This is a genomic window from [Anoxybacillus] calidus (genome assembly GCF_013760845.1).
In the GTDB taxonomy this organism is placed as follows: Bacteria; Bacillota; Bacilli; order Bacillales; family Anoxybacillaceae; genus Paranoxybacillus; species Paranoxybacillus calidus.
On record NZ_JACDUU010000001.1, the window covers coordinates 328,543 to 341,984 of the forward strand.

15 protein-coding genes and 1 riboswitch are annotated in these 13,442 nt (G+C 41.8%); all 15 genes read left to right on the plus strand.

The genetic code is table 11. The annotated features are described in order from the left end of the window. Positions 1 to 24 precede the first annotated feature (24 nt). A riboswitch (cobalamin riboswitch) is annotated at positions 25 to 241 on the plus strand. A gap of 175 nt (positions 242 to 416) precedes the next feature. The 15 genes from HNQ85_RS01820 to HNQ85_RS01890 all read left to right on the plus strand — a co-directional run bounded on the left by HNQ85_RS01820 (position 417) and on the right by HNQ85_RS01890 (position 13,022). After that, a complete protein-coding gene (locus tag HNQ85_RS01820) occupies positions 417 to 1,391 on the plus strand; it encodes an ABC transporter substrate-binding protein (protein ID WP_181535639.1) in 975 nt (324 codons plus the stop codon). Then, positions 1,357 to 2,418 carry a FecCD family ABC transporter permease gene (locus tag HNQ85_RS01825; protein ID WP_181535641.1) on the plus strand — a complete coding sequence of 354 codons (1,062 nt, stop codon included), beginning with the start codon at positions 1,357 to 1,359 and terminating at the stop codon, positions 2,416 to 2,418. Before HNQ85_RS01820 ends, HNQ85_RS01825 begins: the two co-directional genes overlap by 35 nt. Further along, a complete protein-coding gene (locus tag HNQ85_RS01830) occupies positions 2,415 to 3,902 on the plus strand; it encodes an adenosylcobinamide amidohydrolase (protein ID WP_181535643.1) in 1,488 nt (495 codons plus the stop codon). The genes HNQ85_RS01825 and HNQ85_RS01830 overlap by 4 nt, the downstream gene beginning before the upstream one ends. Then, complete coding sequence (gene cbiB, locus HNQ85_RS01835; protein WP_181536482.1) at positions 3,902 to 4,843, plus strand: adenosylcobinamide-phosphate synthase CbiB; 942 nt, start codon at positions 3,902 to 3,904, stop codon at positions 4,841 to 4,843. Before HNQ85_RS01830 ends, cbiB begins: the two co-directional genes overlap by 1 nt. Further along, the gene (gene cobD, locus HNQ85_RS01840; RefSeq protein ID WP_181535645.1) at positions 4,840 to 5,910 is read left to right on the plus strand and encodes a threonine-phosphate decarboxylase CobD; all 1,071 of its coding nucleotides are present in this window, start codon (positions 4,840 to 4,842) and stop codon (positions 5,908 to 5,910) included. Before cbiB ends, cobD begins: the two co-directional genes overlap by 4 nt. Continuing rightward, positions 5,907 to 6,467, plus strand: a complete 561-nt coding sequence (locus HNQ85_RS01845; RefSeq protein WP_181535647.1) for a bifunctional adenosylcobinamide kinase/adenosylcobinamide-phosphate guanylyltransferase — start codon at positions 5,907 to 5,909, stop codon at positions 6,465 to 6,467. Before cobD ends, HNQ85_RS01845 begins: the two co-directional genes overlap by 4 nt. Beyond that, complete coding sequence (gene cobS, locus HNQ85_RS01850; protein ID WP_181535649.1) at positions 6,464 to 7,252, plus strand: adenosylcobinamide-GDP ribazoletransferase; 789 nt, start codon at positions 6,464 to 6,466, stop codon at positions 7,250 to 7,252. The genes HNQ85_RS01845 and cobS overlap by 4 nt, the downstream gene beginning before the upstream one ends. After that, complete coding sequence (locus tag HNQ85_RS01855) at positions 7,204 to 7,845, plus strand: histidine phosphatase family protein (protein WP_409994106.1); 642 nt, start codon at positions 7,204 to 7,206, stop codon at positions 7,843 to 7,845. Before cobS ends, HNQ85_RS01855 begins: the two co-directional genes overlap by 49 nt. After that, the gene (locus HNQ85_RS01860) at positions 7,797 to 8,231 is read left to right on the plus strand and encodes a bifunctional adenosylcobinamide kinase/adenosylcobinamide-phosphate guanylyltransferase (RefSeq protein ID WP_181535651.1); all 435 of its coding nucleotides are present in this window, start codon (positions 7,797 to 7,799) and stop codon (positions 8,229 to 8,231) included. The genes HNQ85_RS01855 and HNQ85_RS01860 overlap by 49 nt, the downstream gene beginning before the upstream one ends. A gap of 15 nt (positions 8,232 to 8,246) precedes the next feature. After that, entirely contained in the window at positions 8,247 to 8,819 is a 573-nt protein-coding gene (locus tag HNQ85_RS01865; protein WP_181535653.1) for a cob(I)yrinic acid a,c-diamide adenosyltransferase, read from the plus strand. Positions 8,820 to 8,822: 3 nt separating this feature from the next. Beyond that, positions 8,823 to 9,317, plus strand: a complete 495-nt coding sequence (locus HNQ85_RS01870) for an ECF transporter S component (protein ID WP_181535655.1) — start codon at positions 8,823 to 8,825, stop codon at positions 9,315 to 9,317. Continuing rightward, positions 9,310 to 10,026, plus strand: coding sequence for an AIR synthase related protein (locus HNQ85_RS01875; protein WP_181535657.1), 717 nt, complete (start codon positions 9,310 to 9,312; stop codon positions 10,024 to 10,026). Before HNQ85_RS01870 ends, HNQ85_RS01875 begins: the two co-directional genes overlap by 8 nt. A gap of 131 nt (positions 10,027 to 10,157) precedes the next feature. After that, positions 10,158 to 10,706: an RNA polymerase sigma factor SigX gene (gene sigX / locus HNQ85_RS01880; protein WP_181535659.1), complete on the plus strand. Its 549-nt coding sequence runs from the start codon at positions 10,158 to 10,160 to the stop codon at positions 10,704 to 10,706. Further along, on the plus strand, positions 10,684 to 11,817 hold the full coding sequence (locus tag HNQ85_RS01885) for a GerMN domain-containing protein (protein WP_181535661.1): 1,134 nt from the start codon (positions 10,684 to 10,686) through the stop codon (positions 11,815 to 11,817). Before sigX ends, HNQ85_RS01885 begins: the two co-directional genes overlap by 23 nt. A gap of 392 nt (positions 11,818 to 12,209) precedes the next feature. Next, entirely contained in the window at positions 12,210 to 13,022 is an 813-nt protein-coding gene (locus HNQ85_RS01890; RefSeq protein ID WP_181535663.1) for a histidinol-phosphatase, read from the plus strand. Positions 13,023 to 13,442 lie beyond the last annotated feature (420 nt).

A 13,442-nucleotide genomic window follows, 5' to 3' on the forward strand; every position in this document is an offset into this window, starting at 1 on the left:
ATTGTTCGACAATTTCAAACAATTAAATAGCATGGCAAAAAAGGTGTCGAACGGGTCAGTGGATCCAAGTAGACTTAATAGGGAATCTGGTGAAAGTCCAGAACTGTCCCCGCAACTGTAAATGCTGACGAAATGAATTAACCACTGTGCGGCATGATAGCATCAGGCTGTTATCCGCATGGGAAGGTTCAGAGTAGGATGAAGCATGAGTCAGTAGACCTGCCTTTTTGCCTAGTGTGTTTCCTGTCTTCGGGGAGTGAGATAGTGAAACGGTAGAGGAATACTTCGTTACATAAGGAGTATTTCTACATATTCCGCCGTTTCCAGCTCATTCCATAAAGGAATGAGCTTTTTTGTTGTTGATAAGTGTTTATAAACACTTATATATACATAAAAACATGAGAGGGGAAAGCACGATGAAACAGCTAAAGCACTATTTGCTGCTCGTTGTTTTCTTGCTCACATTCGGCTTGATTGTTGGATGTGGCAATGAAACGACAACTGAAAAGCCAAACGAACAAAATGCTACTCAAGAAACAAAAACGGAAGAAGCCGCGTTTCCTGTAACGCTCACAGATGGTTTAGGCGAGAAAGTGACCATCGAATCTGAGCCGAAAAAAATCGTTTCTTTAATTCCAAGCAATACAGAAATTGCCTATGAGCTAGGATTAGGTGAGAAGATAGTTGGTGTTTCAAATTTCGATAACTATCCAGAGGATGTAAAAAATAAGGAAAAAATTGGTGATTTAATGAACCTTAATATCGAGAAGATTATCTCCTTGCAACCCGATTTAGTGTTGGCTCATGCTTCAGGAGAAAATCAACAAAAAGATGGTTGGCAGCAATTAAAAGATGCTGGTATTACAGTATTAGTTATCCCGAATGCAAAAAACTTTGAAGATGTATATACATCTATTGAATTGGTTGGGAAAGCAACAGGTACAACGAAAAAAGCGAACGAAGTCATAGAAAATATGAAAACAAAGCTTAATGAGATTCAAGAAAAAGCAAAAGCGATTAAAGAGGAAGACAAAGTTACTGTTTGGGTAGAAGTGTCAACTGATGGAGGACTTTGGACGACTGGTAAAGGGACATTTATGAATAATATGCTTGAGATCATTTCGGCGAAAAACGTGGCAGGAGACCAAGAAGGCTGGGTGAGTTTTTCGGAGGAGCAGGTCATCTCTTTAAATCCGGATGTCATTGTGACAACATACGCACCAAACGCAGTTGAACAAGTAATGGCTCGTCCTGCTTGGAAAGACGTACCTGCTGTGAAAAATAAACGTGTATATGATATTCATAGTGATTTGGTGGACCGTCCAGGCCCGCGGCTTGTTGAAGGAGTAGAGGAACTTGCAAAAGTTATTTACCCGGAAGTTTTTAAATAATTCAACAGCAAGTCTTTACGCTATTGCAATAGCAATCGCTTGCTTCTCCATTTTACTCGGGATATCGATAGGATCTCTATCGATTCCCTTTTCTTCTATTATTCGCATTTTTCTTCATTCGTGGTTTGAAGTGCCGCTGGATGGGGACATTTCTCCTAATCTTGTCCAAGTTGTGATGATGATTCGTCTGCCACGTGTCATACTAGCGTTTTTGGTTGGTGCGTCATTGGCGCTCGCAGGCGCAGCCTTTCAAGGATTGCTGAAAAATGTGCTTGCTGATCCATATACGTTAGGGGTATCTTCTGGTGCTTCTGTTGGTGCGGTGTTTGTATTATTTTTTGGGATTCAATTGCCGCTTATCGGCAAATTTACATTGCCAACTGTAAGTATAATCACGGGGCTTTGCACATTGTTTCTCGTTCTTGCGTTTGCAAGAGCAGTGGAAAGAAAAATGTCAATTGAAACAATTATTTTAACGGGAATTATTTTCAGCGCGTTTTTCAGTTCTCTTATTTCCTTAATGATTGCTTTGACTGGAGAAGAGTTGCGGCAAATTATTTCCTGGCTGTTGGGAAGTGTCTCAATGCGTGGATGGGATTATATCGTTATGATGTTTCCGTTTTTTATCATCGGCTCATTGCTTCTTTTAATGAATAGCCGTGAATTAAACGCATTTGCTTTTGGTGAGTCAGCAGCAGCGAATATTGGAGTAGATGTAGCGAAACGAAAACTAATGATTTTGATAGGAGCCTCATTGCTTACTGGTGCGGCTGTTGCCGTGTCAGGAACCATCGGCTTTGTTGGTTTAGTTGTTCCCCATATTACTAGAATCATATGTGGAGCGAATCATCGCCGCCTATTACCGCTATCACTATTGTATGGCGGAGCCTTTCTTGTATTAGCTGATTTGCTCGCGAGAACGATTATTTCTCCGCGTGAATTGCCGATTGGTGTGATCACATCATTAATTGGTGCACCAATTTTCGCATTTCTTTATTTTAAAAGGATGAAAAGAAAGGCGGGATGAGTATGTTGCAGTTAGAGAATGTCTCATATAGTTACGGCAGGGAGGTTGTGTTAAAAGATATTACCTTTTCTGTTCATAAAGGAGAATTATTTGGCATTCTAGGACCAAATGGAAGCGGAAAAACAACTTTACTGAAATTATTAAGCAGAGAATTATCACCACAAGCTGGAACGATTTCACTCAAAGGAAAAACACTTTCCGTCTATAATCAAAAAGAGTTTGCGCGTATTGTTGCGGTGTTACCGCAAACGGTCGAGCTGTCTTTCGGCTATACGGTAAAAGAAACCACTGAGCTTGGGCGCTATGCTTACCAATCATCATTGTTTCCGAAATGGACGGATGAAGATGAGAAAGCGGTAATGGAAGCGTTGCGGCAGGTGGATTTATGGGAAAAGCGCGATAAAGGTGTCGATAGTTTAAGCGGCGGCGAACGGCAGCGGACCTATTTAGCAAGAGCGCTTGCACAAGAGCCGGAAGTGCTGCTATTGGACGAACCGACCAACCATATGGATATTGCCCATCAGATGAAATTGCTTGATGCATTAAAAAGCTGGACAAAAGAAAAAAAGCTTACAGTGATTGCGATCTTTCATGATATCAATTTAGCGAGCTTGTATTGTGATCGCGTTCTTTTATTACAGAATGGAGAGATGATTGGAGTCAATAAGCCACGGAACTTAATAGAGGAAACAACGTTACTTCAGGTGTTTCAAACACCGGTAAAACGACAGGAACATCCGGTTGTGCCCAAACCGTTAATTACGTTTTTGCCTAGTATGGAGACAAACAGCGAAAATGACAAAGATATTCGCGATAAAGTGACGATTGTTTCCAACGATGAAAGGATGACAGTGACAGCCGTGGAACCGTTAAAAGTGTTTTCCTCTGCATTGGTCGGGGCAGGTTTTCAATGGGCTACGCATTTTGTGAACCGCCATGTGCCGAAAACGTACCGATGCGATCATGCATATGATGAAATGAAGCAGTATTTGCGGATGAACGGTTTTGATATTCCGCGTACGATTGGCATGATGACCGCAGTCTATCTTGAAGATGCCGCTTATATGCATCTAAGGGACGAATGCAGCTCCATACTGGCCGTTGTCACGGCAGGAGTAGGAAATGCCGTGGATGCCTCAAAAGCATGGGAAAGGGAAATGGTTGTCCGAGGGCCTGGAACGATTAACATCATGGTTTTTATCGATGGCCACTTATCAGAAGCTGCTTATGCCCAAGCAATGATGACAGCGACGGAAGCAAAGGTGAAAGCGCTATATGATGAAGAGATAATCGACCCGGAAAGCGGTACAATGGCGACGGGGACATCAACTGACTGCATTGCCATTGCCGCCACACAAAAAGGTCATTATTTTGAATATGCAGGAACGATTACCTCGCTTGGAAAATTGATTGGCCGCTCTGTCTATGAAGCAACAAGGCAAGCGATTCAAAAATATAAGCTACGAAGAAGGGAATTCCAGTGATTGAACATATTGGAGCAATGGTTTTAGCCTTAGTCCTTGATTGGCTGATTGGTGACCCGCGCTGGTTGCCCCATCCTGTACGTGGAATGGGTATGCTCATTTCTTATTTGGATCGCCGCTTCAATAATGGAGAATATAGAAAATTAAACGGGATACTGACGGTGTTCATCGTTTGTCTCGTTGCTTATGCAGTTAGTTTTACGCTTATTCATATCAGCTATCAGCTTTCAACGATAATTGGTATTATCGTAGAAAGCATTGTCATCTTTACAACGATTGCGACAAAAAGTTTAAAAGATGCTGCCTATGAAGTATATATTCCGCTTAAGCAAGGAGATTTAGTCAGGGCTCGAAAACAGTTAAGCATGATTGTCGGTAGGGATACGGAACAATTAGATGAAGGAGAAATCGTGCGCGGCTGTGTGGAAACTGTTGCAGAAAATGTTAGCGACGGCATTACAGCTCCGCTTTTTTATTCTCTCATTGGCGGCGGAACTTTTGCGTTTGTTTATCGGGCAGTGAACACATGCGATGCCATGCTGGGGTATAAAAATGAAACATATATTGATTTTGGCTGGGCTTCGGCGCGTTTTGACGATCTATTAAACTTTTTACCTGCGCGAATGACCGCATTGATCATGATATTGGCCAATGTGAGGATGAGCCCTTTTTCTTTAAAGCAATGTCTAAAACTTCTTCTTAGCGATGCCAAGAAACATCCAAGTCCGAACAGCGGCTGGGGTGAAGCAGCAATGGCAGCAATTTTAGGTGTGCAGCTTGGCGGAGTCAATACATATAAAGGAGTTGTGTCCATCCGTCCGAAGCTTGGTGAGCCGCTCGTGAATTTGCGAAAAGAACATATTCGTGATGCCGTAAACGTAATGGTTCGTACGGTGGCTGCCTTTGTTGTGTTGCTTTGTTTAGGGGGGATATTTATTTGAATTTGCCGTTACATGGAGCTAATCCGCATCTTTTATACAAAGGTTTGTGTTTTGAACAGCCTGAACATTTGGTTGATTTTAGCGTCAACACGAATCCATATAAGCTACCACTGGAGCAAGCTCCTTCACAAGAGGAGTTTTACCAATGGATGATGGAATATCCTGACCCGGATTCGTCTGAATTGAGTAGTTATTTAGCTAAAATAGAGAACGTTAACAAAGAGCAAATTTTAATAGGCAATGGTGCTTCACAATGCATTTACCTGCTTGCACAATTATTTTCCGGGAAAAGAGTGGGAATCATCGAGCCGACATTTTCTGAATATCGCGCTGCCTGTATTGCTAATGGCTGTAAGGTGATCGCGATTTATACAACAGAGGAGCACGATTGGAAATGTCATCTGAGTGAATTAGAAAATGATTTAAAAGACATCGATGTTTTATTTTTATGTCAACCGAATAATCCGACAGGAACGGTGCTATCGCAAGAAGAATTATATCATGTGCTCAAAATAGCGGAAAATGTCGACACGTATGTAATTATTGATGAGGCGTTTTATCATTTTTGGCTGGATGGATTTTCGGCGATTCAATGGCTACAGCAGTTCCCACATATGATTGTGCTGCGTTCCTTGACGAAAATGTATCATTTAGCGGGAGTGCGTGTTGGTTATATAGTCGCCGATAAACATATGATTCAACAACTAAAAGTGATGCAGCCACCATGGAGTGTCAATCGGATAGCACAGCAATTCAGCTTGCGTTTATTACAAATGACTTCCTTTGTCGAGGAAACAAAACAGAAAATCGCCGAGGAGCGGGAAAGAATTACGAAAATACTGCAAAATGCCGGTTATTATGTGTCTCCGTCTGTCGTAAATTTTTACTTGCTTAGAGAGCCAAGACAGCAAACCGAACAGCTTATGCACGATATGCTCAAAGCTGGTTTCGTTCCAAGGCATACATATAACTTCTTCGGTCTTGAGGGAAAGTATTTGCGCTTAGCGGTACGAACGAAAGAAGAGAATGAGCATTTATTACATTTTTTAGTAAGGTGGAAGCAATGATTGTTTTTATTAGTGGTGGTGTAAGAAGTGGAAAAACGCATATTGCTGAACAATATGTACAGCAAATCGTTTCGGAAAATGATGAAGCACACTATATCGCCACGGCGAAAATAACGGATGAGGAAATGAGACAACGAATCATTCGCCATCAACATGAACGAAGCCATCATCCTCTTTCCTGGAAGACGTGGGAGCAACCCGAGAAGCTGCATACGATTGTCAATCGCTTCGACAAGAATGATGTGATTTTATTGGACTGTTTAACGAACTTGTTGGCAAATGAATTATTTGCTGATGAGTTTTGGCATAAGGAAGATTCGTGCTTGAGAAAGGCGACGAGTATATATGAAGCGATTCGAACATTAGGAAAAAACAGCAAAGCACTTATCATTGTTTCGAATGAAGTATTCTATAATGGGGTTCCTGAAGATGCCGGTACATACCACTTTATGAAAATGTTAGGCTTACTGCATCAACAAATTGTTTCTTTAGCGGATAAAGCGATTTTAGCGCAAAACGGTGTGCCGCTCATAAAGAAAGAGAGGACAAAGGAATGAAAAACATCATTGGTGGATTGCTTCTATCGTTTCAGCTATTAACGACGTTTCCAATTCGCAAAACGGTAGAATGGAATAAAAATAGTGCGCGTTGGTCCGTGCGTTTTTTTCCTCTTGTCGGCATATTGCTCGGTGGATTGTTGGCCGTTCAGTATTGGGTGTTCGTTCATTATAGTTCTGTCTCTATCCTTTTTCTTTCGCTTTGGCTTCTGTTTTTTTCGATTCTCTTTTCCGGCGGTCTTCATTTAGACGGTTGGATGGATTGCAGTGACGCGTTTTTTTCTTACCGTGACCAAAAGCGAAGACAGGAAATTATGAGCGATTCGCGCGTCGGTGCGTTCGCTGTCATTTCAGTTATTTTTCTTCTATCCTTTCGCTTTTTGTTTATGTATGAAACGATGATGGATGGTATTGAATTTGCTTTTTTCCTTCTTATCCCGTTTTTATCGCGCAGCTTTATGTCTCTGCTATTAATCCAAGGGCGTTTGGCAAAGCCAAACGGAATGGCAGCTGCGTTTCGTGAACATATTAACGCTGTGGATGGATCTATCATTGCTGCTGTTTTGGTGATGATTCCCCTTGGTTTGATTGCTTTGGATATCCATCAAGTATTTTCTATTAGTCTATTAGTCATTAGTGCGTTTATTTGTTTTATTTGGTCGAAATCGTTTTATAAAAAACAGTTTGGCGGCATCACCGGAGATACGCTTGGAGCGTTTGTGGAAGGTGTTGAAACATGGCTATGGTTTACGATATGGCTATTACGTTACTTCGGCATGGTTTGACGAATGAAAATGAACAAAAACAATACATCGGATGGTTGGATGTGCCGTTATCAACGAACGGTGTGAAACAGTTAAAAGAACTAGCTGCACTTTCGTATCCAAAAGCGGATGTATTTGTTACGAGCGATTTAAAACGCTGTCAGCAGACATATGAGATGCTTTTTCCTGAATCGGTTGCTCCGTCTTTCGTTATGGAAGAATGGCGGGAATTTCACTTTGGAAACTGGGAAGGGAAAACATACGATGAACTAAAAGGTTTGCCAGAGTATAGACAATGGCTGGAGCAGCCATTTTGCTTAGCGCCGCCGAATGGTGAAAGCTTTTTACAGTTTCAAACGAGAGTAGAGGAAGGCTTGTTGAAAGTGATTGAGCTGTTTTCCGTTTTTCACGCCCGGCACATTACGGTCGTCACACACGGCGGACCGATTCGCTATATTCTTGAACGGTATGCCCCCGTTGAACGTTCATTTTGGGATTGGCATGTTCCATTTGGCTGTGGTTTTACACTGTATAGTACGTTGAAGCGGTGGAGGGAACGAAAGAGATGCATTTTATTGTCGGTGGTGCCTTTCAAGGAAAACGAAAATGGGTAAAAGAATATTATCAATTAAATGACTGTCAACAGCATATTTGGTGCAGTGGCTATGAAACGGAATTTTTCTTGCCTCATCATAAAATGACGCAGACCGTTATTGTTTTTGAAGGGCTGGAGATATTTATTCGCCGAACGCTTTATACAGACATCATGTCATGCCGTAATGAATGGCGGGAGGCTTTTCGGTTATGGCAGCTTTGGGAAAATGAAAAGCTTGAAAGGAGAGTGATATGGATCGGCTGCGACATCAGTCAAGGAATTGTTCCGATCAATGAAGAAGAGCGGAATTGGCGCGATGTGACAGGCTGGTGTTATCAGGAATTAGTAAAGATGTGCAATCGAGTAGACCGCATTTGGTGCGGATTAGCAGAACGAATGAAGTAAGAGGGGGAATCGAAAATGAGATTATATACACGGACAGGTGACAAGGGGAAAACAAGCATTATCGGTGGAAGAGTTGATAAAGATCATTTGCGTGTTGAGGCATACGGGACACTCGATGAAGTCAATTCATTTGTCGGTCAGGCGATGACGCTGCTTACTGATGAACGATTTCAAGATATTTATGCGGAGCTGCAAAAAATTCAACATGAATTGTTTGATTGCGGCGGTGATTTAGCTATTGTCAATAACAAGTTGCCTTACAAGGTGACAAGCGAGATGGTCACATTTTTAGAACAACGAATCGATGAGTATATTAAACAGGCTCCTCCGCTCGAAAAGTTTATTTTACCGGGGGGTTCTCCTGCTGCGGCAGCGATTCATGTTGCGCGGACGGTAGCAAGGCGAGCGGAACGTTGCATCGTGTCGTTAAGCAAAGCCGAGCCGATCAATGAAATTGTCCTACAGTATGTGAATCGTCTATCCGATTACTTTTTTGCCGTTGCCCGTGTGATTAATGCGCGCTTAGGGGTGAAAGATGTGGAATACGAGAGAAGCGCCATTGTGTTTCGTGATAAAGGGGAGAAATAAACGATGACAAATGTGCGAACTTTGACGTTGTTGATCATGTTTCTTAGCTTATCAGTGATCGGCTCCATGTTAAAATTGCCGGCAACGCTCGGGAGCATCGCCTTAGACAGTGCTCCAGCATTAGTTGCGGCTGCATTGCTTGGGCCAAAGCGCGGCGCTTTTATTGCTGCGCTTGGACACTTATTTTCGGCGTGGTTTGCCGCTTTTCAGCTTGGAGTATTCCATTGGCTCATAGCCTTAGAAATGGGACTTCTTATTTACGGTTTTGGATTGCTTTTTCAAAAGGGGTGGAGAAAGAGCGCCTATCTCTTTTTCTTTGTCGGCAATGTATTTGTCGCGCCGCTTCCGCTTGCTTTTTTCATCGGAACAGCATTTGTCATCGCTCTTCTCCCATCGTTAGCCATTGGAACGGCAGCGAACATAGCGGTATCTTTCATCGTCATTCCGATGCTTTTAAAGGCCAATATTCATTATAGCGGGAAGATGCCGCATGCGTGACGTTTTATTTTTGCCTCTCGATAGTGGAGAAGAACTGGTGATTGCTACAGATTGTTCCGGCGGTATCGGATTAAAGGAAGCGGATGTAGTAAAGGTTCCATATGAAACCGTTAGCTATTATGGAGCAAGGGTAGCACTGATGGAACTAATGAGTGTTGGTGCTGTTCCGATTGCCTTTGTATTGCAAAATTTTGTCGGTGATAAGGAATGGAAACAGCTTCTAAAAGGAATTTATCAGGCTTTTGATGCGCTTCATTTATCCATTCCGATTACTGGAAGTACAGAATCGAACATGTCAATGATCCAGTCAGCTGTCAGTTTTACAGTGATTGGAAAAGTCAATAAAGCAAATAAACGCGTCGGAATTACTCCTTCGCAAGCGAGATTTGCGGTGATTGGGGAGCCTTTAGTCGGCGATGAAGTGATGAAACGTCAAGAGCGGGTATTGCCGTTACCGTTATTTCAGCAATTATTAACTTTACCCGGTATTTACGAAATCGTTCCGATCGGTTCAAAAGGAATTTTTCATGAACTTAAAGGATTGATGGAGATCAATGGTTTTGTGCATCAAGAAGTTTCCTGCTCCCTTCCGCTCTATGCCTCATCAGGTCCGGCAACATCTGTACTGGTAAGTTATTGCCCGGAGGCTGAAGGAAAGATTAAAGAAGCGGTCGGTGATTACTTTTTTTCTATCAGTTTGAAAAATTAGTAAAGGAAATAGGCTAAAAGGAAGAATATACGGTGATATTCTTCCTTTTTTTGTATAAAAAGATTAAAGTAAAAGTATGTAACAAAAATAGATAAATGAACGACAAATATAAAAGAACGGGAGGGGAGCGAATGGACACCGTTTTTGAGGAGATGTATGAGAAATATCATCAAGACATCTTTAATTTTTTATTTTATATGGTTAAAAATCGTGAACAAGCGGAAGACCTTGTTCAGGAAGTATATATAAAAGTATTGCGCTCCTATAAGCATTTTGAAGGCAAAAGCAGCGAGAAGACATGGTTATTTTCGATCGCAAAACATGTAGCGATTGATTTTTTTCGCAAACAAAAAAGTTGGCGAAGGAGAATCATTGAAAAGTTTGATTGGGGAGCACGCCAATTGCAAGATCCCACTCCCTTGCCGGAAGAAATGGCGATTCAAAATGAAGAAGTACAGTTGATGTATCGCTGTTTAGATAAATGTACAATGGATCAACGTTTAGTGATTGTATTGCGTTTCATTCAATCGTTGTCGATTGCCGAAACGGCTGAAGCTCTCGGATGGACGGAGAGCAAAGTGAAAACAACACAACATCGCGCATTAAAAGTGTTAAAGGCAGAGATGGAAGCAGAAGCAGCGAAGGGAGGAATGCGCCGTGAGAAGATTCGAGTGGAATGAGGAGCAAATGGAACAGCTATTACAGCAAATGCCTCATGTTATGGATGAACGTTCAAAAGAAGTAATCTATGAGCGTTTGTCGGCAAAGTTACAAAGGAAGCGGATAAAAGCTTGGGGTATTCCATCGGTTGCTTCCGCAGCAGCTCTCTTGCTTTTTATCGTTCTTGGTTCATCGTTTATTTCAAGGCATGAATTTGGAGAAAAAGCGAGCGAAAACACAAAGGATCGTGCAATTGTGATGGAAGTGCCAGCAGAGCGGGAAGAGAAAACCGTTAGCGAAGAACAATCTGCAGTCATTCCATCGCGAGTTGTCAGCAGCACGAGCCGGAAAAATCGAAATGTTGTTGTGTTTGGTATTCCGGATTTACATGCGCAGCATGTCATTCCTGTGAGCATATTCGTTGATAAGGACAAAAAATCTTATAGCGAACAGTTTGAACAAGCAAAAACAGTTTTAAAAGAAGCAGAGTGGGGCTTATCGGAAAGTTTGTTAGATTCACTGACAATTGTCCAGTTCAATGAAAATGGGCGATTAACTGTTCGTATACCAGGCAATCATTCCGTGTTTAGAAGCGGAACAGCTGGTGAAGTGATGTTTTTAGAAAGTATTGAAGAAACGTTTCGTTGGGCAGGAATAAAAGAAGTTGCTTTTTCTACTGATGGTAAAAAGGGAATTCAACTTTCACATACCGGTTGGCTCGATTCATTAACGGTCGATAAAACGAATCGAGGCTATTTTCTGTATCGGCTCGATGCACTTCATCCAGTTTTTTTAACACCAACGAATGAGTCATTTGCCAATATACAATCCGCATTAAATAAAATGGATGATCCGGTAGATTCGCTGCTTCGACCGGCGATTCCGAAAAACGTAAAAATCGAGGCGGTTCGCGTGAATGGTGATCAAGTCATTATTCAATTTTCAAACACATCACAGCTTGAGAATATGCCAGAAATCCTTTGGATGCTTGAAGCGATTTTGCTTACAGCGAAAGAATTTGGCTTTAAGTCAGTCATGTTTACAGGGGGAAATGTCGAGCAAATTGGGCCTTATAGGTTTAATGTAAAAATTAGTGTCCCATTAGCACCTAACCCAATGCCGTTAAATTAAAGGGGATGAATCAAAAGTGTCTAACTTCACTCGAAATTCATAATATAGAGTGTTCTCATTCATGTTATGTCCTATATAGGATGGTTGTGGAGGGCTGACACTTCGCTTTAGGGTCAGCCTCTTCATTTTTAAGAATTTGTTAAAATTTAACTTGATATGTTCTAATTGTTCTGTTTTTCACATAAGACATATATGGTTAAAAAGATAGAAGGAGGAAGGCTGATGGAAGACATTATGAAGCGTTTGCTTGTCGTAGCAGGTATGGCGGTGTGTATACGTTTATTGTTTTTAGTCGGTATGACTAATTAAACATTTAGAAAATTCGTTAATCTCGTTGTCCTCTTAGGAAAAAGTAGGCTATAATAAGGAAAATATAAGTAGGGGGCATTGACATGTTAACGGATTATCACAATCATTTAGAACGAGGGACATTAACGCTCGATTATTTGAAACGGTTCACGGATGAAGCGGAGCGAAAGGGAATTCAACATTTTGGTATTTCTGAACATGCTTATCATTTTTATCAAACGAAAAATATTTTGTCAAATCCGTGGGTGGATGAACGAAGATATTATGACATGAATGATTACATTCAGTTATTTCATGAGGCGTGGGATGCGGGAATCAATGTGAAGATGTCGATTGAAATGGATTACACGCCTGGCAAGCATAAAGAAATGGAAGAGTTTATGAAATCATACGAGTTTGACTATGTTATCGGTTCGATTCATTGGATCGATGACTTTGGAATTGACTTGGCAGAATATCGAAAAGAGTGGGAACGGCGGGATTTATACGATACATACCGCAAATATTTTGATCAAGTTGTGACACTGGCTGAATCGAATTTATTTGACATCATTGGCCATTTAGATTTAGTAAAAATTTTCAAATATATCCCGCAAGACGAGGAATTTTTATTGGAACAGTATGAACGGGCCGCTATAGCGCTGGCAAACTCAAAAACGTGTGTTGAAATCAGCACGGCAGGACTGCGAAAACCAATTGGTGAACTGTATCCAGATAAAAGACTATTGCAAATGTGTTTTGACAGGGGGGTGCCAATTGTGTTATCGTCTGATGCCCATGTTCCGGAGCATGTAGGAGCGGATTACGACAAAGCAATCGAGCTGGCAAGAAGTGTCGGCTATACGGAAATTATGACGTTTGAAAAAGGAGAACGAAAAGCAGTGCCGCTTGGGTAATAAGAAAAGCGGAAGCGCCCTGCTTAGCCGCGATGGGCAAATGTTCTTCCGGAGCAAGAAGTCGCTTTTTGACTTCGCTCCGGAAGGTTATTTGACCCCGAGCGGCTGGGCGCTGAAGCTAGACAATAAAGAAAAGCGGAGGAGCCGAGATTAGCTCTCGAAGCCAAATGTTCTTCGCCTGTAGAGGTGCTTGTCACTTCCAAGGCGAAGGTTATTTGGCACAAGAGAGCTAGGCGCCGTAGCTAGACAAAAAGAAAAGCGGAGGAGCCGAGATTAGCTCTCGAAGCCAAATGTTCTTCGCCTGTAGAGGTGCTTGTCACTTCTAAGGCGAAGGTTATTTGGCACAAGAGAGCTAGGCGCCGTAGCTAGACAAAAAGAAAAGCGGAGGAGCCGAGATTAGCTCTCGAAGCCAAATGTTCT

Coding starts and splice junctions, on each gene's coding strand:
- HNQ85_RS01865 (WP_181535653.1), top strand. CDS start 8,247: ATGAGATTATATACACGGACAGGTGACAAGGGGAAAACAAGCATTATC.
- HNQ85_RS01820 (WP_181535639.1), top strand. CDS start 417: ATGAAACAGCTAAAGCACTATTTGCTGCTCGTTGTTTTCTTGCTCACA.
- HNQ85_RS01870 (WP_181535655.1), top strand. CDS start 8,823: ATGACAAATGTGCGAACTTTGACGTTGTTGATCATGTTTCTTAGCTTA.
- sigX (WP_181535659.1), top strand. CDS start 10,158: ATGGACACCGTTTTTGAGGAGATGTATGAGAAATATCATCAAGACATC.
- HNQ85_RS01830 (WP_181535643.1), top strand. CDS start 2,415: ATGAGTATGTTGCAGTTAGAGAATGTCTCATATAGTTACGGCAGGGAG.
- HNQ85_RS01875 (WP_181535657.1), top strand. CDS start 9,310: ATGCGTGACGTTTTATTTTTGCCTCTCGATAGTGGAGAAGAACTGGTG.
- cobS (WP_181535649.1), top strand. CDS start 6,464: ATGAAAAACATCATTGGTGGATTGCTTCTATCGTTTCAGCTATTAACG.
- HNQ85_RS01860 (WP_181535651.1), top strand. CDS start 7,797: ATGCATTTTATTGTCGGTGGTGCCTTTCAAGGAAAACGAAAATGGGTA.
- HNQ85_RS01855 (WP_409994106.1), top strand. CDS start 7,204: ATGGCTATGGTTTACGATATGGCTATTACGTTACTTCGGCATGGTTTG.
- HNQ85_RS01890 (WP_181535663.1), top strand. CDS start 12,210: ATGTTAACGGATTATCACAATCATTTAGAACGAGGGACATTAACGCTC.
- HNQ85_RS01845 (WP_181535647.1), top strand. CDS start 5,907: ATGATTGTTTTTATTAGTGGTGGTGTAAGAAGTGGAAAAACGCATATT.